Raw genomic sequence first — 26536 nt, forward strand, 5'->3', positions numbered from 1 at the left:
CCGAGCAGCGAGCTCGGCTGCGTACCATCGTCGAGACCGGTGGCGGGCCACTCGTGTTTCGCGGGCACCCAACGCGTGCCGAACACGTGATCCCACATCGGCAATAGCTGCGTGAAGTTGTGATTGAGATGCTCGGCGCGAATCGAGTGATGCAGCCGGTGATACTGCGGATTGTTGACCCACGTGACGTAGCGGCCCAAGTCCATGCGCAGATTCAGATGCGCGAAATAGTTGCCGAACATGAACACGATCGAGGTCGCACCGACGATCCACGGCTCGACCTTGAACAGTACGCCGACGAGCGGATAAAGCAGGCAGCCCTTGAGCAGCACTTCTATCCAATGATGCCGCAACGTGATCGTCACGTTGAAATCCACCGCGCTATGGTGCAGCGAATGCAGCTTCCACAGGATGGGCCATGTGTGCTGCAAGCGATGAAACGCGTATTCAAGGAAATCGATCGTCAGCAGCACGATCACGAACGAAGCGAGCGCGCCCCACCCGCGCGACACCAGCACCACCATCCCGCCGCCGAGTGCATTGACGATCGCGACGCTCGCGGCCGCCGTCAGCGGCTTCGTGGCTTCCGCCAACGCCAGATACAGACCCGCATACGCCATGTTCAGACGCTGCCCCGCGCGCGATTGCAGCAATGCGGCCGGCCAGCGACGCTCGAGCAACGCACCGACGCCCATCATGACCAGCACGAGCGCGTAGGCTTGCAGCCACAGGCTCGCGTGGTGCAGCAATGCGGGAAACGGGCTCGACGCTAACATGGAATTCCCTGATGCGGCGGTCGTTAGCATGATCTTCGCAGCCCGCCGGCCCGCGCGCAAGCGCCCTTTAGCGGGGCCCGCCGCGAATTCGGCTTCACCCGCGAGCACAAAAAAAAATGGCGGGGTCATCGCTTCACGCCGTCACGATCGCGAGCGGACGTTAGATGCAGCCGTAACGTCCGCTCGCGTCGTCGTTGTTTGTCGACATCCGTTTGCAATTGGCCCCGCCCCACCTCGCAAGTTGCGCCACGCTTCCCGAGCGCGAATCGCGAAGATTTTTGCTGCCGTCGGCATTTGTTCACTGCGTGAAATCCCGGCTGCAACATGTGTAGTTCTTGTGCATTCGTCATTGCAATGGCTATGCCATGCTGGAATGAAGGCTTGCTACGTATGGAGAAATGCCTGCCGGGGCACTTCGAAGCTGGCCTGATCGCACGCAATGCATCGGAAATGAGACGCCGCGGGAATGCCCCGACGCCTTCGTGCTGGCTCGTACACGTCGTTCGACGCGCGCGGGAATACCCGAACGCGCATTGACGGATCAAGGTTTGCGACCCGTACCAGTCAACATGCCGACACGTCATGCGACGAAAGCGCGCCTGAATCATGCGGACCGGCGTGTCGCAAAGTTGAGACGGCAAGCGGCTTACAGCAGCGCGGTCAATTGCGCGACACGCGACTCGAACTGCCGTAATTCATCGCCGGCAAGCGACCTCTTCCGCGGCAGGTCGACCTTGAGCGGATCCTGCGGCACATCGTTCACGTGGACCTCGAAATGCAGATGCGGTCCGGTTGCCCAACCGGTCTTGCCGACATAGCCGATCACCTGATCGCGCATTACGCGGCTGCCGGAGCGCAGTCCTTTCGCGAAGCGCGACAGATGCGCGAACGTCGTAGAAAACGGTGCCGGGTTCTGAATGACGACCACGTTGCCATAACCGGTCTGACGGCCGATAAAGCGGATTACGCCGCGCGCGGTGGCACGCACGGGCGTGCCAACCGGCGCGGCAAGGTCGACACCGTCATGACTTTGCCAACGACGCAGCACCGGATCGAAGCGGCGCAACGAGAAAGCCGACGACACGCGCGTGAAGTCGAGCGGATAGCGCTCGAACGCAGGCCCTCGGCTGACGCCGTCTTTCGAGTAGTAGACCGGTTGGCCGTGAAGATTTTTCTGAAGGAACACGTCGTGCGCGGTCGAGCCTCGCATGATGCGCACCGCGAGCGGTTCGCGCGATGCGTCTTTGCTGTTGTCGCTACCGGTGTCGAATACGGCGCGCACGCGGTCGCCAGGTTGCAGATCGCGCGACAGAATGGCTGTGGTGCCCGCATCGACGCCGATGCTCTGCGCGGCCGCCGCGAATGTACGCTCGACCGGCGCTTCCCTCACGGTATACGCGGGAGCTTGCGCAGCGGGCACGACCGGTGCGGGTGCCGACGCCGGTATCGGCACGCGGGCAACGGCCCGCGTCGAGTCCTTGCTCAGGAGCGAGACGTCGGGGTCGCCGTTGCGCGACCGGGTTACGACAACGAAGCAAGCATGTTCGACAGCCGTCGGACATGGGCCTTGAACGCGTCGCTCGTTTCGCGGTTCGTGGTGGGATTCAGATGCGAGCTTTCGGCGAGTTGCGCCTGCTCGTGAAAGTCGTTGGCGATCCTGCGCCTGATATCGTCGGGCAGCGACCGCACGATGGAGACCAGCAAAGCCTCTTCGGCATGCAGCATGCCGAGAATCGAATGTGTGTCCATACGGGAACCTCCGTGGGGAACATCGTCGGTGCCGGCCGGCAGTGGCGCCGGCGCTCCTCATGTTACCCCGTTGGTTCCGCGTCGTTGGTCGTGCGCGTCACTCTGCGATCGAATAGCGCGACGGACGAGCACGCGGCTGCTCCGCCTCACGCTCGACGCGCGGACTCGCGCCGCGGATGAACAGGACCGCGCAAAACGCGACCATGGCCCATATGCAAAGAATGACGGTCAAAGCGCTCATGTCAGTTTCCGGAACTGCGGGTTAATACGGTGATGCTGCTGCGTAGGCTGTCAATGCAGCGTGGACCGCTCGGGCGCACCGAACAGCAGTTCATCGATCAGGGCGGTCGTGAACGTCAGCTGCGTTTCGAGCGATTGGCGCGCGGCTTGCGCGCCCGCTTCGTCGCTTCGGGCGATGGCCGCGTGTGCCTGCGTGGCGAGACGCACGATGGCTTCGGAACCGCGTTGCAGTTCGCGCATCGCGCGGTCGTCCGGACCCGGCGTCGGCTGATCCCGTTCCGAGGTGGTGAGTTCCGGCAGGTCGGCGTCGAACCGGCGGGGTTTGTTGTGACGGGAAGACATCCGGGGCTCCTGACGGAAAAGCGCGGTATACGCGGCGGGACGAATCCAGTGTGCGCCGCCCCCCGCGTTTCAATTCACCGAACAGAAGCCGAATCTGAAGCCAATCCGGGGGCTTCGGGAAAAACGAGGGTTTTTACCGAGCAATTAGCGCAGGTGGGCCGCAAATCCCGTCGCCGGGGCGTTGGAATTCGCGGCAGCGGCAGGAAAACGTCTACCTTGCCGGCGCGGAAAAGACTTTGAGCGGCCTCAAGCTGCCGGAACAACATCGATGCGCAATGCCTCGCCGCCAGCGGCAATCGCCAGCAGGTGATCGACGTTCGGATGCGCGCCCGGACGGTTGCGCGCGTCGGCCGTATGCTCGGCAAACAGCGCGAGGCCGTGTTCGGCCGCCTTCGCGTCGAGCGTGCCGAACGCGCCGCGCAGGTAGTTGTACACCGCGAGCGAGCCCTGCTTGCCAGGTTTGTTCTCGATGCTAGCGACCACGGTACCGCTGCCGTTGACCAGATCGATGTGTGCGATGCCGTCGATCGTCGGCATTCTGGCGAGATTTTCCTTGAAAACGTTGCTCGGTTCGATCATTGAAACCACTCCTTCCGTTCTAAAAAATGCATGGCGGGCCGTATCTTATCCGATGGGCGGCAAGCGGGCGAATTGGTGGCCACGACGGATCGGCACGCGCATCTGATACCTGGTATTCCTGGTAATTTTTCGCATCGCCCCTGGCCTCGACAGATCAAAGAAAAGCGAAGGAAGTCGGCATGGAGGCGAAAGCAATGCGTCGGCTCCACGACGAGTGAATGCTTCGACATGCAGTCTTACCTCGACGCGTTCCCGCACTACACGCTGACCTGGTACAACAGCCAAGCGATACCGCGCATCCGCATAGCGCCGCGCTGATCACGGTGCGCGACGGCAAGCGCGTGATCAACCTGAACCTGAGCCAGGCGCCCGACTACAACTCGTACACGCCGTACTATCCGGCGCCGTTCTCGGACAATCTCGCGTACGGCACGTACTGACCTCGGCTATGCGCTGATGATTCCGCAGGTCACGTACAACGGCAAAACCTATATCCCGGTCACGTACTACAAAAATCTTAACGTGCAGGAAACCAATGGTCAGGTGGTCGCCACGTTCGACACCGCGAAGTTCAGGCAAGCGGCCAGGAACGCGTTGTACACGACGGATCGCGATCTGCAGGTGCACACCGTGTTGACGTTCGCCAAGGGCTCGATCACGCGCACTGATACGCTGAGCTCGGGCACGTTGACGGGCAATCTCGCGGTGGAAACAGACTACACGTCGTTCGCGGACTTCCAGAACACGACGGCGAATAGCGACGGCTACTCGGTCAGCTACACGAATAGCCCCGCGACGAACCCGCTGTCGACCACGCCGATTGGACAGTTGCACTCCAACTTCGCCTGTACGACCAACCCGTTCGCGTTGACGGGCGGCGCCAGCCGTACGCTGACGTGGACGCTGAAGTACGCTGATCCGGCCTGATAGCGGCAGGCGCCTTCCTTCCTGTTTTCAGGCAGGAAGGCCTCGTTCGATGGTTGATAGGGGTAGCAGCCATACCGGAAGCAGAAGTTGGACTTCGCGAGCCAAGTCGGCGAAGGCAAGCGGCCTCTCGATAGTGCGCGCGGCGTTGAATGCCGTTATGCAGCGGGTCAACCCGGCGTCAGCTGAAAAGCGTTGATCGAGAAGTCAGCGTGCGAGCAGCTGCGCGCCGCACCGAAAAAAGCCCGCTTCCGCGGGCAACCCTTCTCTACGCGGCAGCGCCACGCGTGAACAGCATCACCCCTTCGTCGCGCCAAACGTCAGACCCGCGACGAAATGCTTCTGCATCGCAAAGAACATCATGACCGATGGCAGCGCCGCCAGAATCGATCCCGCCGAAACGAGATTCCACGCGGTCGTCCACTGCCCTTTCAGCGCGGCCACGCCGACCGTGATTGGCGCGGCGTCGTCGCCTTGCGTCAGACACAAGGCCCAGAAATAATCGTTCCACACGAACGTGAACACGAGGATCGCCAACGCCGCGAGCGCGGGACGAATCAGCGGCAGCACGATCCTGAAGAACACGGTCCACTCGTTCGCCCCTTCGATGCGCGCCGCCTCGACCAGCTCGAATGGCAGCTGCTTGATGAAGTTGCGCAGAAACAGCGCGCAAAAGCCGGTCTGGAACGACACATGAAACAGAATCAGCGCGCTCACGGTATTGAACAGACCGAGTTGCAACGACAGATCCCGCACCGGAATCATCAGCACCTGGATCGGCACGAAGTTGCCCGCGACGAACGTGGCGAACAACGTCGAATTGCCGCGAAAGCGATAGATCGCCAAGGCAAAGCCCGCCATCGCCGCGAGTGCGATCGAACCCACTACGGAAGGAACCGTAATCAGCACGCTATTCCAGAAGTAATGCAGCATCGGCGACGTCGTCAATGCCTCGCGATAGTTATCGAACATCGCGAAGTGCTTCGGCCATCCCCAGTAATTGCCCTCGCTCAGTTCTTCGGTCGAACGCACGGACGTGACCAGCACCGCGATCATCGGCAACAGCCAGATCACGAGTGCAATCGGCAACGTCAGTTTGTATGCGCGGCGCGTGGCCGGCTTCCATTTGTCGATCGGAATCGGAAACATCAGCGGCTCCTCATTGCTCGGCGCGCAGCATTCGCCGCAGGTGATAGACGATGTACACGAGCATGATGCCGAACAGCACCACCGCGATCGCCGCCGAATAGCCGATGCGGTAGTACTTGATCGCCTGGTCGTACATGAAATAGGCGAGCACCGTCGAGCTTTCGAACGGACCGCCGCCCGTCATCACCGAAATCAGATCGAAGCTGCGCAGCGCGCCGATGATCGTCACGACGATGGCCATGAACGTCGTGGGCCGCAACTGCGGCAGGATGACATGCCAGAGCATCGACCAGCCCTGCGCGCCTTCCATTCGCGCAGCTTCGATCTGCTCGGCGTTCAACGTGGTCAAGCCGGTCAGATAAAGAATCATGCAGTACGCGGTTTGCGGCCACAGCGCCGCGAACACGATGCCGAGCGTCGCATAGCGCGGATCGCCGAGCACCGGCACGCCGTGGCCGAGCATCATCGCGAGCAGGCCGAAGGTCGGATCGTAGAACCATGAAAAGATCAGTCCGACCACGACCCCCGACAACACGAATGGCGCGAAAAACAGCGACTTGACGATACGGATGCCCGCCACCGCCTGATTCAGATACAGCGCGACGGCGAGGCCCATCGGCGGTGCGAGCAAAAACAGCACGAGCCAGATCAGGTTGTTCTTGAGCGCCGTATAGAACGTGGGCGTATGGACCAGCTCGATATAGTTCGCGAGGCCGATGAAGGTCGGCTCGGTCATCCCATCCCAGTTGAAGAAGCTAAGGCGGATCGTCGAGAGGATCGGCCACACCACGTACACGGCCACCATGAAGCAGGCCGGCGCGAGAAACAGGAACGCGGCGCGCCGCTGCCGCCGCGCGGTCGGCGTGGGACCGCGCCGGCGCGGCGCGACCGACGCGCCGCCCAGCGCACCGCTCGACGCCGGCAAGCCCGGGCCGCCGGGTTCAACAGGACCGTCGACGCTATGACGGCTGACGGAATGCGACACGATCAATCTCCCGATCCAATCCGATGCATCGGACAGCGGCCTTGCGGCCGCCGCCGCTCACTTCTTGTAGATACGCTGACGCGTCTGCTCGAGCTGCGCGAGGATGTCGTCCAGTTTCGACGGATCGGAGACGAACTGCTGCATCCCCTTCATCCCTTCGTCGGCCATTTCCTTCGTCATGTCGCGATCGTAGAACTGCGCAATGCCGCCCTTCGTGTTCGACAGAATCTGGAAGCCGATCTTCGAAATCGGATCTTCAGGCTCCGGCGATTTGCTGTTCGCCGACAACGAGCCGAGTCCCTTTGCGAGTTGCGCACCGATCTGAGGCGTCTCGACGAACGCAAGGAACGTGTGCGCATCGGACTTGTTCTTCGCTTTCGACGGAATATGCAGCGATTCGACCGGCCCGTCCTCGGCGGTCGGCACCTTGGAGTCGATGATCGGGAACTGGAAGTACCCCATCTGCGGCTTCACGTTGTCCGGGAAACCCGCCGCGATGAACGTCCCCATCAGCATCATGGCAGCCTTGCCCTGGAACAGGAACGGCTGCACCGCGTCGAGATCGTAGGACAGTGAATTGTTGATGAAGTAGCCGTCGTCGATCAGTTGCTTCCACGTCGTATAGACCTTCTTCACGCGCGGATCGGTGTACGGAATTTCGCCGGCCATCAGCTTCTGGTGAAACGCATTGCCGTTCAGGCGCAGATCGAGATAATCGAACCAGCCGGCCAGCGTCCAGGCATCGCGGCCCGCCACCGCGATCGGCGTAATGCCGGCGGCCTTCAGCTTTTTCGCGGCGTCGAGAAACTCGTCCCACGTTTTCGGCTCGCCCTTGATGCCGGCCTTCTCGAACAGGTCCTTGCGATAGAACATCCCCCACGAGTAGTACACGGTCGGCGCGGCATACTGCTTGCCCTTGTACGACGATGCTTCCTTCGTCGACGCATACATGTCGTTCCAGCCGTTCTTCTGCCAGTCGCCGGTCAGATCCTCGAACAGGCCACGCTGCGCGTAATACGCCATACGCTCGCCGTCGTGCCAGTTGACGATATCGGGCGCGACAGTCGAAAGCCAACCCGGCAACTGAACCTTGTAGGCTTCCTCATCGATGAACGATACCTTCACGTCGATCCCGGGATGCGCCTTCTTGAACTCGTCGACCACCTGCTGCCAAACCGCGCGCTGGCTCGCGCCCTTGTACGCGATGTTCAGCGCGAGCGTGGCCGCCTGCGCGGTGCCGACGACGACCGAGGTCCCCGCGGCAACCGCGGCCAGCGCGAGCGCCAACAGAATCTTGCGTGGTTTCAGTTTCATCCTGACTGTCTCCTTCATTCCATGGTTTTTACGTCGTTGTCGCTTCTATATCGAATGACTGCGTGGAATTGCCAAGGCCGGACTTCTATTGCGAGCGGTAGACCGCTACCCCTTGCGGCGCCACCTCCCGGGAGCCGATCACGAATGCGTCGTCGGAAATGTCGTCGAGCGTGTGGGTTCGATCGCCATAGTTGAACACATACGTCAGTCCGCCGCGACGGCTGATGCGCACGCTGTCGCCGAGTGCCTGCGTTTCGAGGCCCGCTTCCTGCGCGATGCGCGCGAACAGGCGCACGGTCAAGGCGTCGTCGAACAGGCTCGCGAAGTAGTGATACGCGCCGCTTCGCACGTACGCCGGATGATCGTCCGCGAAACGCGCGCGCACGTCGAATGAAGATGATGCATCGCTGTCGATGAAATCGCGCCAGTGTCGCGCGAAGCCCTCGGCGGCACCGCCCTGCTGTTCGAGCAGCACCGCTTCGGTGACGTTCGGCCGCATCGATTCGACGCGCCACACGCGCAGCGGCAGCACCGACGTCAATGCGCCCGGCGGCAGATTCGCCGGAATCCGCAGCTCGCACGTCTTCGATCCGGTGCGTGGCCCGAGCACGACCTGCGCGCCCGAGCGCGCGAGACGTTCGGCGAAATCGTCGGGCACGACCGGCAGCGGCGGCACGACGACGAGGCTATAACCATCGAACGATGCATCGGCCGGCACGACATCGACGTCGAGTCCAAGCGCGCGCAAAGCCGAGTAGTACTCGAACGCGAACCGCGGATAGTGAAAGTCCGCGCCCTGCGGATGAATTTCGAACAACCACTTCGCTTCATAGTCGTAGACGAGCGCGACTTTCGAGCGGATCGACGCATTGGCATCGGCGTTCGCGGCGAGCACCGCGTGAATTTCGGACGCCACCCGCGATGCTTCATTGCCGCCGACGTCGAGCCGGTTGTCGGGCGTGTTGAGCCCCGCATGCATCTGCTCCTGCGCGAACGGCGCCTGACGCCAGCGGAAATACGACACGCAGCCCGCGCCGTGGGCGAACGCTTCCCAGCTCCACAGCCGCACCATGCCCGGCAGCGGCGCCGGATTCCATTGCGCCCAGTTCACCGGACCCGGCTGCTGCTCCATCACCCAGAACGGCAGCTTCGACATGCCGCGATAGACGTCGTGATTGAACGACGCGAAGTCCGGATGACCAGTGCGCAACCAGCGCGCCTTGATGTCCGGCGCGAACCACTGCTCTTCGAGCGCGCCGAGCGGATAGCTGTCCCATGTTGCGACGTCGAGATCGGCCGCGACCTTGTAGTGATCGAACTCGGTGAAGAGCTGCATGAAGTTGTGCGCGACCGGCCGCCCCGGCGAATGCGCGCGAATGATCTCGACCTGCATGCGGTTGTAGCGCGCCACTTCGTCGGAGGCGAAGCGCCGGTAGTCGAGACGATGCGAAGGATGCGCCTCGGTCACGGTGCCGACCGGCGCGTCGATTTCTTCGAAGCCGCGGTACTCCATGCTCCAGAACACTGTGCCCCACGTCTCGTTCAACGCCTGGATCGTGCGATAACGCGCCTTCAGCCACTCGCGAAAGCGCGCGACCGCGGCCGCCGAATAACTGACCACCGTGTGATGACAGCCAAATTCGTTATCGGTCTGCCAGAAAGCGACCGCCGGATGCTTGCCGTAACGCTCGGCCACCGCCGTGCAAATACGACGCGAAGCCTCGAAATACGCGGGCGACGAGAAGTCGTAATGACGCCGTGAGCCGAACGCGCGCGGACGTCCATCGGCGCCGATCGGCAGGATCTCCGGATGACGATCGATCAGCCACTTCGGCGGCGTCGCGGTCGGCGTACACATGACGACCTTCAGGCCAGCCGCGCCGAGCACGTCGACGGCGCGATCGAGCCAGCCCCAGTCGTATTCGCCGGGAGTCGGCTCGATCCGGCTCCAGGCGAATTCCGCAATCCGCACCTGCTCGATGCCGAGCGCTTTCATCCGGCGCGCGTCGTCGTCCCACATCGACTCGGGCCAGTGCTCCGGGTAATAACAGACTCCAAGACGCATCCCTATGTCCCCAGTGTTTTTCAAGCGTAGTGTTCGACGGATTCGAGCGACGCGGCCGCGAAACCGTCCTCGGTAAACAGATGACAGGCCGTGCGCGACACCCGCAGGCTCGCGCGATCGCCTGGAGCCAGGCGCGTGTTGCCGGGCGCCTTGGCGATCAGAACGGCGCCGCCGGGTTGATCGAGGTGCACGTAGCTGTGTTCGCCAAGCTGCTCGACGAGCGATACGGTGCGCGCGAGCACGCCGTCTTGCGACGCGGCCGCATTGGTCGTGGCCGATGCATCGACGAACTCGAGATGCTCGGGACGCACGCCGAACGTGACCGGCTGCGCTGGCTGCAATCCGGCGCTGCTGACCGGCACACGCACGTTCTCGCCGGTGTGATCGAGCGTGACGAGCACGCCCTGCGCATCGAGCGACGCCACCTTGCCCGGCAGGAAATTCATTCGCGGCGAGCCGATAAAGCCGGCCACGAAGCGGCTTTTCGGGCGGTGATACAGCTCGAGCGGCGCGCCGATTTGCGCGATGCTGCCGTAGCGCTCGGTGTCCTTGCCCGAATGCAGCAGCACGATCTTGTCGGCGAGCGTCATCGCTTCGATCTGATCGTGCGTCACGTAGACCACGCTCGCCTTCGCAAACTGCTTATGCAGACGCGCGATTTCGACGCGCGTTTGTCCGCGCAAGGTTGCATCGAGATTGGACAGCGGTTCGTCGAACAGAAACACGCCGGGCTCGCGAACGATCGCGCGGCCGATCGCGACGCGCTGCCGCTGCCCGCCCGACAGCGCCTTCGGCTTGCGCTCGAGCAGTGCCTCGAGTTGCAGGATGCGCGCGGCTTCACGCACCTTGCGCTCGATTTCATCCTTCGGGGTCTTCGCGAGTTTCAGGCCGAACGCCATGTTCTCGAACACGCTCATGTGCGGAAACAGCGCGTAGCTCTGGAACACCATCGCTACGCCACGCTGCGCGGCCGGCACGTCGTTGACGATCTTCCCGCCGATCGACAGGTCGCCGTCGGTCACATCCTCGAGCCCGGCGATCATGCGCAACAGCGTTGACTTGCCGCAACCCGACGGGCCGAGAAACACGCAGAACTCGTTTTCGCCGATGTCCAGATCGACGTTGCGAATCACCGGTGCACCGTCGCCATACGCCTTCTGCACGCCTCGTAACGAAATGCTCGCCATTGCATCGACTCCGTGATTTAATCGGCGCGAAGTCGGAGATTAAGCGCTTAATCAGCGCGACCGAAAAATCGATCGCAAGGCGATCGTTGGTCTGTCTCCGATATCGTTTTGTACGTTGGTTCGATGACAGATGTTGCCGCGCCTCGCGCCGCGACGCAAATGTCGGACAGCCATCCCAAATACTGGCCACATCATGCCCACACTCAGCGAAGTCGCGCGTCATGCCGGCGTCACGCCAGCGACGGTGTCCAACGTGCTGCGCAAGCGCGGCCGCGTTGGCGAAACGACCCGGCAACGCGTGCTCGAGGCAGTCGCGGCGCTCGGCTATCGCCCGCATCTCGCCGCACGCGCGCTCGCCGAGGGCCGCGCGCCGACGCTCGCGCTGATGGTGTCGAGCATCGCGAATCCGTTCTATCCGGAGTTCGCGCTCGCGGTCGAACGCGCTGCGCGTACGAGCGGCCACTTCGTGATCATCTGCAATACCAACGACGATCCGCTAAGCGGCCGCGCGTACCTCGACCAGATCGCCGGCACCTTGTCCGAAGGCGTGCTCGTGACCAACGCGAACCTCGATTTCGCCGATCTGCACGAGACCGAAGCGCGTGGCACGCCGGTCGTGCTGTGCATGTGGGAGCGGCCCACCGAGCCGCCCGGGCTGCCGTGCGTCGCGGTCGATTTCCGGCTGGCCGGCCAACTGGCCGGCGAGCATCTGCTCGAGCTCGGGCATCGGCGCTTTGGTGCGATCGTCGGCAGCAAGGCGTCGGGCATTCACGCGGCGCGCTTCGAAGGTTTCGTCGACGCGTTGCGCGCGGCCGGTGTGACGAGAAATCGCGTGCGACACGCGGCCGACACGATCCACGGCGGCTACCTGGCGGCCCGCGCGCTGCTCGAAGCCGATCCGCAACTCAGCGCGATCTTCGCGACCAATGATTTGCCTGCGCTCGGCGCGATGCACGCGGCCGCGGATCTCGGCCTGCGCGTGCCGGACGATCTGTCCGTGATCGGCATCACCGACATCCAGCTCGCGCGCGAGTCGCGCCCCGCACTGACGACGGTGGCGGTGCCGACGGTCGAGGTCGCCGGACTTGCAGTGGAACTGCTGCGCGAGTTGATCGAGACTTCGTACGGACAGCCGGGACGCGCCGCGCGGGACATGCCGGCGCCCGTGCCGATGCGGATTTCGTCCGAGCCGAAACTGGTCGTGCGCGCATCGACGGCCGCACCGCGTTCGCGTTGATGTGGCGGTTACAGCCGCGCCGCAAGGTTGCAGTTCGTAGCAGTTGGACCAGGCTCGGCCAGCTTGCCGCGCGTCAACTCGCGTGACGAGGCCGGCGCGCACCGACCGCCAACGCAATGCAGGCCAATACCGCGGAAACCGTCGCGAACGCGACGTTCGCCCACAAATGTCCGACCCGGGCCAGGACTTTCCCCAAGCCCAGAAGCGCCGCTTCGCACTGCAGCACGGCGCCAAAGCGTTACCACACAAGGCTCTCAGCCTGCACGCGGTTCGCTGCACAGCGATTTTCCGCGTTCACATTTCCTTGACGAGCGATCGCCCGCCTGCTGTACTAAATCAACCAAAGTGATTTAGGCGATTTCCTTCGGACCACATTGCATCGAAGCGTCATCGTCAAACGTCAAGCCCGCAGCTTCGCAGTTTCGATCTATCTGCAGTCCCATACGTCGTTGCCAATAACCGGAGGAGCGTCTCATGAATCTGAATTTCCACAGGCGTCCTGTCGCCAGGACAATCGCGTCGATGTGCGCCGCGGCAGCGGCGCTGTGGTGCGCAAGCGCGAGTCAGGCCGCCGACCAGCCCGTCATCGGTCTGATCACGAAGACCGATACGAACCCGTTCTTCGTCAAGATGCGCCAGGGCGCGGACGCGGCCGCGTCGAAAGACGGCGCGAAACTGATCACGGCCGCCGGCAAGTTCGACGGCGACAATGCGAGTCAGGTCACCGCGATCGAAAACATGATGACGGCCGGCGCGAAAGCAATCCTGATCACGCCGAGCGACACCAAGGCGATCGTGCCGAGCATCAAGAAGGCACGCGCGGCCGGTGTGATGGTCATCGCCCTCGATACGCCGACCGATCCGCAGGACGCAACCGACGCCCTGTTCGCCACCGACAACTTCAAGGCCGGCGTGCTGATCGGCAAATATGCGAAGGCCGCGCTGAACGGCAAGCCCGCGAAGATCGCCACGCTCGATCTCGCGCCGGGCGTGTCGGTCGGCGTGCTGCGCCACAACGGCTTCCTCGAAGGCTTCGGCGTCAAGGAAGGCGATCCGTCGATCGTCTGCAGCCAGGACACGCGCGGCGATCAGGCGAAAGGTCAGACGGCGATGGAAAACTGCCTGCAGAAAGCGCCCGACATCAACGTGGTCTACACGATCAACGAACCGGCCGCGGCCGGCGCGTATCGCGCGCTGAAGGCGGCGGGCAAGGACAAGGGCGTGATGATCGTATCGATCGACGGCGGTTGCGAAGGCGTGCGCAACGTGAAGGCCGGCGCGATCGCGGCGACCTCGCAGCAGTATCCGCTGAAGATGGCCGCGCTCGGCGTCACCGCCGGCGTCGACTACGCGAAAACCGGCAAGAAGGTGTCCGGTTATCAGGACACCGGCGTCACGCTGATCACCGACAAGCCGATGTCCGGCATCGACAGCAAAGACACGAAGTTCGGCCTCGACAACTGCTGGGGCAACAAGTAACGCGCATTGCACAGCGGCCCGTTGCGCGTCGCACCGGGCCGCCAATTGATTTGCAGCGTGACCTACATGTCACGCTCATGTACCGAGGACTGCCATCATGTCGACCCCTTCCGCGCCCGCCGGCCGCCCGCGCCCGTCTTTTACCGAGCACCTGCCGTCGCTGTCCGAAATCGGACCGCTGATCGCGCTGGTGCTGGCCTGCGCATTCTTTGTCTCGCAGAGCAGCCGCTTTCTATCGTTCCAGAACCTGTCGCTGATCCTGCAACAGACGATGGTCGTCGCGGTCATCGCGATCGGCCAGACACTGATCGTGCTGACCGGTGGCATCGATCTGTCCTGCGGCATGGTAATGGCCTTCGGCTCGATCATCATGACGAAGTTCGCGGTCGTGCTCGGCGTGCCGCCGATCCTCGCGATTCTGTGCGGCATCGGCGCCAGCACCTTGTTCGGCTTACTGAACGGTCTGTTGATCACGCGCATCAAGTTGCCGGCGTTCATCGTCACGCTGGGTACGCTGAACATCGCGTTTGCGCTCACGCAGATCTACTCGAACGCGGAAAGCGTGTCGAACCTGCCCGATGCGATCATGTTCCTCGGCAGCACGTTCAGGCTCGGACCGGCGGAAGTCACGTACGGGACCGTGCTGACGCTGCTGATGTATCTGGCCACGTGGTTCGTGCTGCGCGACACGGTGCCCGGCCGGCATCTGTACGCGCTCGGCAACAACGCCGAGGCCGCGCGACTGATGGGCCTGTCGTCGCAGCGGATTCTGCTGACCGTCTACACGCTTGCCGGCGCGATCTACGGCATCGCCGCGCTGCTGTCGGTAGCGCGCACCGGTGTCGGCGATCCGCAGGCCGGGCAAACCGAGAACCTCGACAGCATCACCGCGGTCGTGCTCGGCGGCACAAGTCTGTTCGGTGGACGCGGCTCGATCGTCGGCACCTTGCTTGGAGCGCTGATTGTCGGCGTATTCCGTAACGGCCTGACGCTGATCGGTGTTTCCTCGGTGTACCAGGTATTGATCACCGGCATCCTCGTGATTCTCGCGGTCGCCGCCGATAAACTCTCGCACCGCGGCCGTTGATCCCGCACAGGAGCCTTGTCATGTCGACCTCCACCTCCTCTTCCATGTCCGCTGCGATGCCGGTTCTGCAGGCACGCGGGCTCGTCAAACGTTACGGCAACGTGACCGCGCTCGACGGTTGCGATTTCGAAGTGCTGCCCGGCGAGATCCTCGCGGTGATCGGCGACAACGGCGCGGGCAAATCGTCGCTGATCAAGGCGCTCTCGGGCGCCACGGTGCCCGACGAAGGCGAGATTCTGCTCGACGGCAAACCGGTCAAGTTCCGCAGTCCGCTCGATGCGCGCGCACAAGGCATCGAGACCGTGTACCAGGAACTCGCCGTCGCGCCGGCGATGAGCATCGCCGAAAACCTGTTTCTCGCCCGCGAGTTGCTGAAGCCCGGCTGGCGCGGCTCGCTGTTCAAGATGATCGACAAGCGCCGCATGCTCGACGAAGCGACCGCGGCCATGAAGGATCTGCAAATCGGCATCCGCTCGATGCGCCAGGCGGTCGAAACGCTGTCCGGCGGCCAGCGCCAGGGCGTCGCCGTTGCACGCAGCGCGGCATTCGCGCGCCACGTGGTGATTCTGGACGAGCCCACCGCCGCGCTCGGCGTGAAGGAAGGCAACATGGTGCTCGAACTGATCCGGCGCGTGCGCGAGCGTGGCCTGCCGGTGATTCTGATCAGCCACAACATGCCGCACGTGTTCGAGATCGCGGACCGCATCCATATCCAGCGGCTCGGCCGGCGCGCGGCGCTCGTCAATACGAAGGACGTGCACATGTCGGAAGCGGTCGCGATCATGACCGGGGCGAAGGAAGCCGACGTGAAGGCGATCGCATGACGCGCCGCCCAATCCGCTGAGCCACGAGGCCGGTACACGACAATGAACACCCCCAGCACCAGCAGGCGTTCGCCGGTCAAACGCACGGTCGGTTCGAATCAGGTCGGCATGCGGCAATTCAACGAGCGCATCGTGCTGCAAACGATCCGCTTGCATGGACCACTGCCGAAGGCCGAGGTCGGCCGCCTCACGCGTCTTTCGATGCAGACGGTGTCGATGATCGTCGACCGGTTGATCGCCGACGGCCTGCTCGAAAAGCACGCGCGCGTGCGCGGCAAGATCGGCCAGCCGTCGGTGCCGATCGCGTTGTGCGCGGACGGCGCGTACACGATCGGTATCAAGGTCGGACGCCGCAGTCTCGACGTGCTCGCGATGGACTTCGCCGGGCGCATCGTATGCCGCGACGTATTCGAGTATGCGTATCCCGATCCGCGCGCGCTGTTCCCCGCGCTCGAAAACAAACTCGCGCGCGTGAACCAGACGCTCGGCGCGAAGGCGGGCAAGGTGGTCGGCGTCGGTGTCGCGGCGCCGTTGTGGCTCGGCGGCTGGCGCGACTTTCTCGGCGCGCCGCCCGACGCGCTCGACGCCTGGAACGACATCGATCTGCGCGCGCGCATCGCGACGATAACCGGCCTGCCCGTCGAGTTCGCCAAAGACACCACGGCCGCCTGCGCGGCCGAACTCGTGATGGGCCAGGGCCGCGGCATCCACAACTTCCTGTATCTGTTCGTCGGCACCTTCATCGGCGGGGGTCTCGTGATCGACGGACGTCTGCATGGCGGTCCGCACGACAACGCGGGCGCGGTCGGTTCGATCCCGCTGCGCGAAGGCGGCGCACGCAAACCCGCGCGGCAGTTGCTGCACGCGGCATCGGGCTTCGTGCTCGAACGACTGTTCAGCGATGCGGGCGCGCCGGCGGCCGCGGCGCATGATCATCGCGCGTTGTCGCCCGAGTTGTGGCGGCATACCGAGCGATGGCTCGACAGTGCGTGCCCGGCGATCGCGAACGCGCTAACCAATGCGGCCGCGTTGCTCGATCTCGAAGCCGTCGTGATCGACGGCGAGTTCGACCGGCTACTGCTGCGCGAGATCATTCGCCGCACCGAGCGCGTGCTCGATCGTTTCGAATGGGAAGGGATGGTGCGGCCGCAATTGCTCGAAGGCGCGATCGGCGCCGATGCCCGCGCGATGGGCGGTGCGATTCTGCCGCTATATGCGCATTTCGCGCCGGTGCATGAGCTGTTCCTGAAGCCGGCGGCGTCGGAGGCAGGTTATGACGAGCGGTGAGCGATTCACTGCGCGGCAACTTTCGTCGCCGCAGGCGTCGATCCCGCCGGCGCCGCCGTCACCGTTTTCTGAACCGGCTTGTCGAGCAACGGCTGCAACGCCGGTGCCATCGACTTCAGCAACTGCACCGCCAGCGCACTCGTGAAGTCGTAACGCGCGGCATACGGCTCGTGCACCCACGCGGTCAACGTGCCGTAGAAGCGGTCGCCGAGCGCGAACACGAAGGTCGCGCTGCGATTCACCTTGCGCGACTCGATCAACCGCGCGCCCTTCGCGTACACGTTCAAGCGCTGATCGCCGGTGCCGGTCTTGCCATAGACTTCGAGCGTTTCGCCGTTCGGGAACGTCATGCCTTGCGCGAGACGCCTCGCGGTGCCGCCCGTCACGACGTCGCGCAACAGCATCCGCACCTCCCCGGCAATCTCCGGCGACACCTGCTGCTGCGGCGCGACCACCGCGCGGCTGAAATGCGTTTCGTACGGCGTGTCCTTCGCGAAGTCGATTTGCGTCAGCGTTTCGGTCGGCACCTTGTTGCCGCCGTTCGTGATCACGCCGATCAGTTGCGCGAGCGCCGCCGGACGATCGCCCGACGCGCCGATCGCCGCCGCATACGACGGCGTCAGGGTCGCGAACGGATAGCCGAGCGCCTGCCACGATTTGCCGATCGCGTCGTAGGCGCGCAGCTCGACCATGCGCTTGATGCGGTGATCCTGGGTCACGTGATAGCGCGTTTTGAAGAGCCACGAGTAAGTCGACAGGCGCACGTCCTGGCTCGCGGCTTCGATCTGCGCAAGCGTCGCATCCGGATGCGAGCGCAGGTAGTTCAGCGTCCATAGTTCGAGCGGATGCACGCTCGAAATATAGCCGCGGTCGTTCAGGTTGAAGCGGTTGATGCCGTACTTGTCGTACAGATTCGCGAGATCTTCGTCGTCGAGCATCGAAGCCGCCGGCGTGTTCTTCAGCGCCGCGTACATCAACCTGTTGAACCACGCGTTCGATTGATCCGGTGCGACGCTGCGCAACGCGGTCGCCACTTTCGGGGGCGACTTGCGCACCCCGAGCAGCAATAGCGTGATCTGCTGATCAGGCGTCTTGCCGTGGTACTTCGTGTAGAAACGCTTCATGTACACGCGGCTTTCCTGATCGGCGAAACGTGTCAGGTACATCTTGCGGGTCGCCGGATCGCCGAGCCATTGCGACGACGGCCCGGTGGTCTGCACCATTTCATAGTGCACGATATCGCGCATCAGCCGCACGAACACGAGGTTCACCGAATGCTGGAACGCGCGATGCACGGTCAGGATGCGGCTGTTGTCGTCGGACTCGAAGTTCGTGAAGGTCTGCGCGCCGCCGCCCGTAAAGAACGTTTCGCCCGGGCTCGCCGAGTATTTACGCTCGACGGCGGCGTCGAGCATAGGCTGCAGCGAATGGTCGCGCGTGTGCAGCAGATAGTCGATCGCCCAGCGCGTCAGCCGATCGTTCGGATCGGGCGTGATCGCCTTCAGCTCGGCATTGCTCAGCGATGCGTACCGTGTGTGCAAATCGGTGACGATCTGCAGATACGTGATGACGGTGCGCAGTTTCGCGGTCGAGCCGAGGTTCAGGCGCGCGCCGGAATTGATGTCGAACGGCTGGTTCACGCTATCGGTCTGCACGCGCACGAGGTTCGCGTCGCCGTGCCGCTCGAACAGCGTGAAGCTGTAGGCGATATGCGACGGATCGTCGGACCCGCGCAACATTTCGTAGCCGACGAGGCCCGCGGCCTTCGCGCCGTCTTTCGTCGCGGCGGCGGCGAGGCGCTCGGCAACGGCTTGTTGCACGTCATCGTTCAGCGTGCCTGTCGCCTGCACATCGAGGCGGTCCAGTTCATAGAAACTACGCACGCCGAGCGCGGCGAGCAGATGCGAGCGCATCGACGTGACGGCCTTGCGCGACACGAACGAACCGAGATCCGGTGTGCTGCGCGGCGCGCGATGCAGTTCGACGTGCGCCGCCAGCGCCGCGTCGCGCAACTGCCCGGTGATCACGCCGCCACTCGCGAGCAGCCGCATGTAGCTGTCGGTCAGCCGTTCGAGCTCGGGATAGCCGCGCTGCAGAAAAAACGACGGCGCGCGCTGCGCGATCATCAGCGACAGCACTTCGCGAAACGCCAGACCCTGGTCGGGCAGATTTGCATCGGTCGACGGCGCCTTCAGCAGCCGGTTGGTCTCGCGGAAATCGCGCCCATACCAGGCGGCGAGCCCATCGCCGATACCGTTGATTTCGCCGACGCCGGGCTGCGCGGCAAGCGGCACCGAGTTCAGATAATGGACCACGATCTGTTCGCGCGCCGGCAGCGTTTGCGGTCCGTTCAGATAAGCGCGCACCGACGCCGACGCGATTTGCCGCAGCTTTTCCGGCGGCGTCGCGGTGCGGCCCCCCGCCGAGTGACGGAATTTCTCGATCTGCGTCGCGAGCGTGCTGCCGCCGGGCGTCTGCTGATGACGATCGAACACGCGCGCGCCCTGGTCGACGAGCGCGCGGCTGAAGCGCCCCCAGTCGATCGCCGGATTGCGGTTCGGCTGATCCGGATCGAGCAGATAGCGATCTTCGATGAACAGCAGCGAGTTCACCACGAGCGGCGGAATCGCGTCGAAGCTGTCGTACACGCGACCGGGAAACTGAGCGCTGTATAGCGGCACGCCGGTGCCGTCGAACAATTGCAGGCCGGCCGTGTCTTTTTCGTCGTAAGGCAGGAACAGGCCGTCATCGGCTAGCGAAAGCATGCGTTCTGAATCGCGCGCCTGCGAGCTGATTTCGAAGCCATGTTGCAACAGACGCTGCTGGATAGCCGGCAACAGCGCGTAGCCGAGGCGCGCGTCGTACGGGCCCTTGTCGGCTTGCGGAAAGCGGATGGAATGACTGGGACCGTCGGTGACCGAAAAAGCGACGTCGCGGGTCAGCTCGGAAAGGTACCGCGCCTGCAATCGCGAGGTCTCGATCTCGATCTGCACGAGCCGCGCAATCAGCGCCACCGCGAGCAGCAAAAACGCGCCAAGCCCCCATTTGAGCCAACGCCAACTCCGCACGGGCACGGTGCTGGTCACGCGAAGCGGAAACCGAAGCGGTGGCCGATTCATGGCTGCTCTCCCCGAGCGATGGCCAGGGCGTCGAGCCTGGCTCAGTTCATTCAAACCAGTGTAGCTCGGAACGAGAAACCCTCATCGGTTCGGATTGATGCGACAGTGTCGCGGCTACAACACCTGCTGGCGTCGGATGACAAAACGCGAACCGGCATGAGATATTGAAGCTCTTTTCACACGAATAACAAACCGCCTGTTCGGGCGGTTTTGCCGTTTCTGGCGGCCCTTGCCGAAAGAAAGTCGCTTTTTGGCTGGCATTCTTACCGACAACCGGGCGGACAGCTGAGCAGCCTGTTTGCGCCGCGCCTAAATTCGCGCTTTCGTCTGTGCCCGCAACAGCGCGATAAACCGTTCCGCCGGCGGCGACAGCACGCCGCCCTTGCGCGTGACGATGCCGAACGTCTGCGATGGCGATTTGAGCCTGACCGGCACGACGCGCAGCATCTTGTGCCGCACGAACGGCCCAGCAATTGCGCTCGGCAGCAGCGAAACGAGTTCGGCGCTGCTTTGCAGCAGTGCAACTGTCACGAACGTGGAAGCCGTCGAAATCGGATTGTCGGGCATGTCGAGGCCGGCGAGATCCATCTCGCGTTCGAGCAGCGCATGCAGCGGCATGTGTGACGGATACATGACCCAGCGATGCCCGGCGAGATCGCGCAACATCATCTCGCGGCGCGGCAACGGCGCATGCTGATAACCGACCACCACCGCCAACGGCTCGTCGCCGAGCGGACGATACTGATACTTCGACGGATCGGCCGCGACCGCCGCTCGGCCGACCACCAGATCGAGCCGCCCGTCGTCGAGCTGCGCGAGCATTCGTGCGCTGGTGTCCTCGACCACTTCGATCGCCAGACCCGGTTGCGCCGCATGCAATTGATTCAGCGCGGGCACCACGCAGTCGGGAATCGCGCCCATGATCGCGCCGAGCGCGAGCCGCCCGCCGCGCCCCGAACGAATTTCGGCGACGTCCTGGCAGAGCGCGGTGAGGTCTGTCGTCACGACGCGCGCATATCGGATCACGCAATGACCGAGCTGGTTCGGGATCATGCCGCTTTTCGAGCGCTCGAAAAGCGGCGCGTCGAGCATCGATTCGAGCTCCTGCAGCGCCTTGCTCGCCGCCGATTGCGTCATCGACATCACGCCGGCCGCTTTGTGCAGCGATTTGTGATCGTCGAGCGCGATCAGCAGATGCAGTTGCTTCATGCGCAGCTTCGACAGCAGGACGCTGAGCGTGTCTTTCATCGGTGGGGTGAGTCGCAAAAGCGATCACGATATGGAAACAATTCAATATACCCGCGAGGCCCAGCGCCGTATAGTCGCCGAAGGAGACATTCATCCAGTTGCGCCGCCCGTTCGCGGGCTCGAGCGCAATCCTTCCATCCCCGTACGGACCACATCGCCATGAGCCAAGCGTCACACTCTCCCGCCCTGCGCGGCGTCTTCCCCGTCGTGCCGACGATCTTCGACGACGCCGGGCGTCTCGACCTCGAAGGTCAGAAGCGCTGCCTCGATTTCATGATCGACGCCGGCTCGAACGGCCTGTGCATTCTCGCGAACTTCTCCGAGCAGTTCGCGCTGTCCGACGACGAGCGCAACACACTGATGCATCTTGCGCTCGAACACGTCGCGGGCCGTGTGCCGGTGATCGTGACGACCACGCACTTCAGCTCGTACCAGTGCGCGGAGCGCAGCCGCGCAGCGCAGGCCGCGGGCGCCGCGATGGTGATGGTCATGCCGCCGTATCACGGCGCGACGATCCGCATCGGCGAGCGCGGCATCTACGAGTTCTATCGTACGGTGTCCGATGCCATCCAGATTCCGATCATGATCCAGGACGCGCCGGTCAGCGGCACGCCGTTGTCCGCGCCGTTCCTCGCTCGCATGGCGCGCGAGATCGACAACGTGTCGTACTTCAAGATCGAAACGCCGCAGGCCGCGAACAAGCTGCGCGAGCTGATCGAACTGGGCGGCGACGCGATCGTCGGTCCGTGGGACGGCGAGGAAGCAATCACGCTGATGGCCGACCTCGATGCGGGCGCGACCGGCTCGATGACGGGCGGCGGTTATGCCGATGGCATCCGCCTGATCGTCGATGCCTATGCGGCCGGTGATACCGAGGCCGCCGCCGCGCACTATCAGCAGTGGCTGCCGCTGATCAACTACGAGAATCGCCAGGGCGGCCTCGCATCGTGCAAGGCGCTGATGAAGGAAGGCGGCGTGATCGGTTCGGACGCGGTGCGTCACCCGCTGCCGCAGATGCATCCGGCGACGCGCGAAGGACTGTTGAAGATCGCACGCCGGCTCGATCCGCTGGTGTTGCGCTGGGGTCGATAACGCAGAACGAAGCGCGGCGGGGCGCCTGTCGACGTGCGGGCTCACGCGGGCTGGACGGGCACACGCGATTGCCGCTAACCTAGGGCGTGTCCACAAGCTCGCGCCTCATGCAAAGTTTCTACGAAGCCACCGTCACCCGCTCCTCCGCCTACGCGCCGCTCAACGGCCGACGCAGCGCGCACGTCTGCATCGTCGGCGGCGGACTTGCGGGACTCTCCACCGCGCTGGGACTCGCCGAACGCGGCGTCGAAGACGTCGTCGTGCTCGAGGCGCAGCAGGTCGGCTTCGGCGCATCGGGACGCAACGGCGGCTTCGTGTTCGGCGGCTACAGCCTCGATTGCGCCGACCTGCTGAAGACGCTCGGGCCGACTCGCGCGCGCGAACTCTATGCGCTGACCACCGACGCGGTCGAGCTGATGCGCAAGCGAATTGCGCGCTATCGGATCGATTGCGACGCGACCGATGCCGGCGTGATCCTCGCGAACTGGTTCGACGAACCTGCGCGTCTCGAAGCCCAACGGCGTCTGATGCGCGATTCGTTCGGCGTCGACTGGGAACCGATCGCTGCCAACCAACTCGCCGCGCAACTGAAAACGAGCCGCTATCACGGCGGCCTGTTCGAGCGCAACGCGTTCCATTTTCATCCGCTCAAATACGTTGTCGGCGTCGCCGCGGCGGCCGCGCAAGCGGGCGTGACGATACACGAGCGCTCGCCGGTCGTCAGCTTGCGGCGCGACGGCGCGGGCTTCGTCGTCGAGACGCCGCAAGGTGCGCTCGACGCGCGTCACGTCGTGATGGCGGGCGGCGGCTATGCACGCAACGTGTACGCGCGCGTCGAGCGCGCGGTGCTGCCTATCGCCACCTACGTGATGGCAACGGAGCCGCTCGGCGAACGCTTGCACGACGCAATCGCCACACGCGCCGCGATCTATGACACCCGCTTCGCGTTCGACTACTACCGCCCGTTGCCCGACACGCGCATCCTGTGGGGCGGCCGCATCTCCGTGCGCGACCGCGAGCCCGAGGCGATCGCGCGTCTGTTGCGACAGGACCTGCTGAAGGTCTATCCGCAGCTGCGCGACGTGCGCATCGAGCACGCATGGGGCGGCCTGATGAGCTACGCGCGACACAAGATGCCGCAGATCGGCCAAAGCACGGACGGCGTCTGGTACGCGGTCGGTTTCGGCGGACACGGCATGGCGCCGACCACGGTGTCGGGCGAACTGCTGGCCGCGGCTATCTCCGGTGAACGGCCGGTGCCCGACGCGTTCGCGACCTTCGGCCTCGCGCGCACGTACGGCGCGCTCGGCCTCGCGGCCGCGCAGCTCACGTACACCGCGATGCAAACACGCGACGCACTCGCCGCGCGCCGCCGGCCCACGCGCCCGGTCGCGTAAGCGCCACGCAAGCCCCTTCGAGATGCCTTCGTCGATGCCCGGGACCCACGCCAGAGGCCCGTTTCGCCATGCTAGAATGCGCCGTCACTGCCGCTCGAAACCACAATGAAAAAGGGAAGCAAGGCCGCCGAGCCTGATACCAACGGCATCGTGTCTGGCACGCCGCACGCCGACGCGCGACGTACCGGCGCCAGGCGTACCGACGCCCCGCGTGTGGACGCCCCACGCAAATACGATCCCGAGCAGACTAAGCGCAACATCCTCGACGTCGCGACCCAGGAGTTCTCCGCGATGGGGCTGACGGGTGCCCGCGTCGACGCGATCGCGGAACGCACGAACACCACCAAGCGCATGCTGTACTACTACTTCGGCAGCAAGGAAGGGTTGTACCAGGCGGTGCTGGAAAAGGTATATGGAGACATTCGCGCGCTCGAACAGGACCTGCACATCAGCGAACTCGATCCGGTCGAAGGCATGCGCGCGCTGGTCGAATTCACGTTCGACTACCACGACCGTCAGCGCGATTTCGTGCGCCTCGTGACGATCGAAAACATTCACGGCGCGAAGTACGTCGAGCAGGTCAAGACGTTCAAAGGACGCAACGTCACCGTGATTCACACGATCGAGGATCTGCTCGCGCGCGGCATCGCGGCGGGCCAGTTCCGCAGCGACATCGATCCGATCGATCTGCATCTGATGATCAGCTCGCTGTGTTTCCATCGCGTGGGCAACCGGCATACGTTCGGCACCGCGTTTGGGCGCGATCCGTCGCATCCGCGGCTGCGGGCGCGGCATCGGGCGATGATCGTCGATGCGATCTTGCGGTTCGTGAAGAAGGACGATTGACGCCGGTTGCGCGGCGACCGGCTGAAATGGAAACGGGATGTGGTGAAAGCCACATCCCGTTTTTTATCGCTTCGAGAAACGCAGCGCGTTCAGCGGCTTACTGCCCCGGCAAACCGGTGACGGCAGTCGACGTGGTTGCCGCCGCACCGCGACGACAACCGGGGATTCGAAGGGAACCACGACCGTCACATGAAGCGACGGCTCGGCGGGAAGACTCAATCCACCAGCACGATCCGCTTGATATCGCCGACGACGAAGATATACGACAGCGCGCCGATCAACGCGATGACACCGATAAACACCAGCGCGCCCACGAACGAACCGGTCGCCGCGACGATCAGGCCCACCACGAGCGGCGTCACGATACCCGCCAGGTTCGCGGCGAAGTTGAAGATGCCGCCGGTCACGCCGAGCAAGCCCTCGGGCGCTATATCCGACACCAGCGTCCAGCCGAGCGCGGCCATGCCCTGCGCGAAGAACGCCACCGACAGAATCGCGATCACCACGACGTTGCTCTCGACATAGTTGGCGAGAATGATCGTCGACGCGAGCAGCAGACCCGCGATGATCGGCAGCTTGCGCGCGACGTTCGGCGATTTGCCACGGCGCAGCAGCCAGTCGGAGAACACGCCGCCGAACATCACGCCGATCGAAGCCGCGATGAACGGCATGATCGCGAAGAAGCCGATCTTCAGCCACGCCATATGACGTTCGGTGGCGAGATACGTCGGGAACCACGTGAGGAAGAACACCAGCGTCGAATTGCCCGCGAACTGGCCGAGGCAGATGCCGGTCAACTGGCGATGCTTGAGCAGCTGGCCGATCGTGCCCCATTGGAAGCCGCTCTTCTTCGATGCCGCCGTATCAGGTGTACCCGCGGCCGCACCCGCGACATCCTTGTTGCGTTGCGTGAGACCGCCGCCCGCCTCGATATAGTCGAGCTCTTCCTGATTCGCCGACGGATGATCGCGCGGCTCGCGATACAGCAGCCACCACACCACGCCGAACGCGATACCGACGCCGCCGACCACGAGGAACAGCGAGCGCCAGCCGAATGCGCCCATCAGCATGAACAGGAACGGGCTGAAAAACGCGAGGCCGATATATTCGCCGACCGTGTAGGTGCCGGTCGCCATCGCGCGCTCGCTTTGCGGAAACCACGTGGCGACCACGCGGCTATTGGTCGGAAAGCATGGCGCCTCCGAAACGCCAAGGCCGAGACGGAAGGCGAACAGGCCGCCGATGCTCCCCACGAGCCCTTGCGCGAGCGTGCAGAGCGACCAGAACGTCATCGACAGGAAGTATGTGAGCTTGCTGCCGAAGCGGTCGAGAAACAGGCCGCCCGGAATCTGCGAGGCCACGTAGCTCCACGAAAACACGGAGAACAGCAGGCCCATCAGCGCGGCGTTGATGCCGAGCTCCTTCGTCAGCTGCGGTGCCGCGATGCCGAGCACGGTGCGGTCGAGATAGTTGATCATCGTGCCGACCGCGAGCAGCGCGAGGATCTTGTAACGGGCTTTCGAACGGCGCGCGGGGCTCGCCGCCTTGTTCTGCGCGGGCGAGCCCGCGGAGCTGGATTGGAACGATTGCGTCATGGCGTGCTTGTCTCC

Annotated in this window: 21 protein-coding genes and 2 pseudogenes; 9 read left to right on the forward strand and 14 right to left on the reverse strand. The window is 63.9% G+C overall.

Features of this window, described 5'->3' with window-relative positions:
- Positions 1-86 precede the first annotated feature (86 nt).
- From HDG32_RS02615 to HDG32_RS02640, 6 genes and pseudogenes are all read right to left on the reverse strand, one after another.
- A pseudogene (locus tag HDG32_RS02615) lies at positions 87-905 on the reverse strand (sterol desaturase family protein); the annotation flags it as partial.
- Between the two features lie 517 nt (positions 906-1422).
- Entirely contained in the window at positions 1423-2196 is a 774-nt protein-coding gene (locus tag HDG32_RS02620; protein WP_311539266.1) for a M23 family metallopeptidase, read from the reverse strand.
- 101 nt (positions 2197-2297) lie between these two features.
- Positions 2298-2525 carry a hypothetical protein gene (locus HDG32_RS02625; RefSeq protein WP_018423381.1) on the reverse strand — a complete coding sequence of 76 codons (228 nt, stop codon included), beginning with the start codon at positions 2523-2525 and terminating at the stop codon, positions 2298-2300.
- 97 nt (positions 2526-2622) lie between these two features.
- The gene (locus HDG32_RS02630) at positions 2623-2766 is read right to left on the reverse strand and encodes a hypothetical protein (protein WP_167368704.1); all 144 of its coding nucleotides are present in this window, start codon (positions 2764-2766) and stop codon (positions 2623-2625) included.
- Positions 2767-2816: 50 nt separating this feature from the next.
- Positions 2817-3107 (reverse strand): hypothetical protein, encoded by a 291-nt coding sequence (locus tag HDG32_RS02635; RefSeq protein WP_184062980.1) that lies wholly within the window; start codon positions 3105-3107, stop codon positions 2817-2819.
- A gap of 246 nt (positions 3108-3353) precedes the next feature.
- Entirely contained in the window at positions 3354-3686 is a 333-nt protein-coding gene (locus HDG32_RS02640) for a DUF2322 family protein (RefSeq protein ID WP_184062982.1), read from the reverse strand.
- A gap of 234 nt (positions 3687-3920) precedes the next feature.
- Between HDG32_RS02640 and HDG32_RS02645 the strand changes: the two are divergent.
- A pseudogene (locus HDG32_RS02645) lies at positions 3921-4613 on the forward strand (hypothetical protein); the annotation flags it as partial.
- Positions 4614-4907: 294 nt separating this feature from the next.
- Here HDG32_RS02645 and HDG32_RS02650 read toward each other — a convergent pair.
- The 5 genes from HDG32_RS02650 to HDG32_RS02670 form a co-directional block, all read right to left on the reverse strand.
- Positions 4908-5759, reverse strand: a complete 852-nt coding sequence (locus HDG32_RS02650) for a carbohydrate ABC transporter permease (RefSeq protein WP_018423397.1) — start codon at positions 5757-5759, stop codon at positions 4908-4910.
- Positions 5760-5769: 10 nt separating this feature from the next.
- Positions 5770-6744, reverse strand: a complete 975-nt coding sequence (locus HDG32_RS02655; protein WP_184062984.1) for a carbohydrate ABC transporter permease — start codon at positions 6742-6744, stop codon at positions 5770-5772.
- A 57-nt stretch (positions 6745-6801) separates the two neighbouring features.
- A complete protein-coding gene (locus tag HDG32_RS02660; protein ID WP_184062986.1) occupies positions 6802-8058 on the reverse strand; it encodes an ABC transporter substrate-binding protein in 1257 nt (418 codons plus the stop codon).
- Positions 8059-8143: 85 nt separating this feature from the next.
- Positions 8144-10123: a beta-galactosidase gene (locus tag HDG32_RS02665; protein ID WP_184062988.1), complete on the reverse strand. Its 1980-nt coding sequence runs from the start codon at positions 10121-10123 to the stop codon at positions 8144-8146.
- Positions 10124-10143: 20 nt separating this feature from the next.
- A complete protein-coding gene (locus tag HDG32_RS02670) occupies positions 10144-11310 on the reverse strand; it encodes an ABC transporter ATP-binding protein (RefSeq protein ID WP_184062990.1) in 1167 nt (388 codons plus the stop codon).
- Positions 11311-11503: 193 nt separating this feature from the next.
- Between HDG32_RS02670 and HDG32_RS02675 the strand changes: the two genes are divergently transcribed.
- The 5 genes from HDG32_RS02675 to HDG32_RS02695 all read left to right on the forward strand — a co-directional run bounded on the left by HDG32_RS02675 (position 11504) and on the right by HDG32_RS02695 (position 17224).
- Positions 11504-12547, forward strand: coding sequence for a LacI family DNA-binding transcriptional regulator (locus HDG32_RS02675; protein ID WP_184062991.1), 1044 nt, complete (start codon positions 11504-11506; stop codon positions 12545-12547).
- A 474-nt stretch (positions 12548-13021) separates the two neighbouring features.
- A complete protein-coding gene (locus HDG32_RS02680; RefSeq protein WP_184062993.1) occupies positions 13022-14026 on the forward strand; it encodes a sugar ABC transporter substrate-binding protein in 1005 nt (334 codons plus the stop codon).
- A 97-nt stretch (positions 14027-14123) separates the two neighbouring features.
- Positions 14124-15113, forward strand: a complete 990-nt coding sequence (locus tag HDG32_RS02685; RefSeq protein WP_184062995.1) for an ABC transporter permease — start codon at positions 14124-14126, stop codon at positions 15111-15113.
- 20 nt (positions 15114-15133) lie between these two features.
- Positions 15134-15937 (forward strand): ATP-binding cassette domain-containing protein, encoded by an 804-nt coding sequence (locus HDG32_RS02690; protein WP_184062996.1) that lies wholly within the window; start codon positions 15134-15136, stop codon positions 15935-15937.
- Between the two features lie 42 nt (positions 15938-15979).
- Positions 15980-17224: an ROK family transcriptional regulator gene (locus HDG32_RS02695; protein ID WP_184062998.1), complete on the forward strand. Its 1245-nt coding sequence runs from the start codon at positions 15980-15982 to the stop codon at positions 17222-17224.
- 5 nt (positions 17225-17229) lie between these two features.
- On the opposite strand, the gene HDG32_RS02700 is transcribed toward HDG32_RS02695, so the two are convergent.
- On the reverse strand, positions 17230-20343 hold the full coding sequence (locus tag HDG32_RS02700) for a transglycosylase domain-containing protein (RefSeq protein ID WP_184063000.1): 3114 nt from the start codon (positions 20341-20343) through the stop codon (positions 17230-17232).
- A gap of 309 nt (positions 20344-20652) precedes the next feature.
- Positions 20653-21591, reverse strand: a complete 939-nt coding sequence (locus HDG32_RS02705; protein WP_184063002.1) for a LysR family transcriptional regulator — start codon at positions 21589-21591, stop codon at positions 20653-20655.
- Positions 21592-21750: 159 nt separating this feature from the next.
- Here HDG32_RS02705 and HDG32_RS02710 point away from each other — a divergent pair, with 159 nt between their 5' ends.
- From HDG32_RS02710 to HDG32_RS02720, 3 genes are all read left to right on the forward strand, one after another.
- A complete protein-coding gene (locus HDG32_RS02710; RefSeq protein ID WP_184025420.1) occupies positions 21751-22683 on the forward strand; it encodes a dihydrodipicolinate synthase family protein in 933 nt (310 codons plus the stop codon).
- Positions 22684-22790: 107 nt separating this feature from the next.
- Positions 22791-24080, forward strand: coding sequence for an FAD-binding oxidoreductase (locus HDG32_RS02715; protein ID WP_184063004.1), 1290 nt, complete (start codon positions 22791-22793; stop codon positions 24078-24080).
- Positions 24081-24185: 105 nt separating this feature from the next.
- A complete protein-coding gene (locus HDG32_RS02720; protein WP_090806910.1) occupies positions 24186-24926 on the forward strand; it encodes a TetR/AcrR family transcriptional regulator in 741 nt (246 codons plus the stop codon).
- Positions 24927-25141: 215 nt separating this feature from the next.
- Here HDG32_RS02720 and HDG32_RS02725 read toward each other — a convergent pair whose 3' ends face one another.
- Positions 25142-26521: an MFS transporter gene (locus tag HDG32_RS02725; protein WP_184063006.1), complete on the reverse strand. Its 1380-nt coding sequence runs from the start codon at positions 26519-26521 to the stop codon at positions 25142-25144.
- Positions 26522-26536: the final 15 nt, after the last annotated feature.

It is taken from the genome of Paraburkholderia sp. CI2, assembly GCF_014201055.1.
In the GTDB taxonomy this organism is placed as follows: Bacteria; Pseudomonadota; Gammaproteobacteria; order Burkholderiales; family Burkholderiaceae; genus Paraburkholderia; species Paraburkholderia tuberum.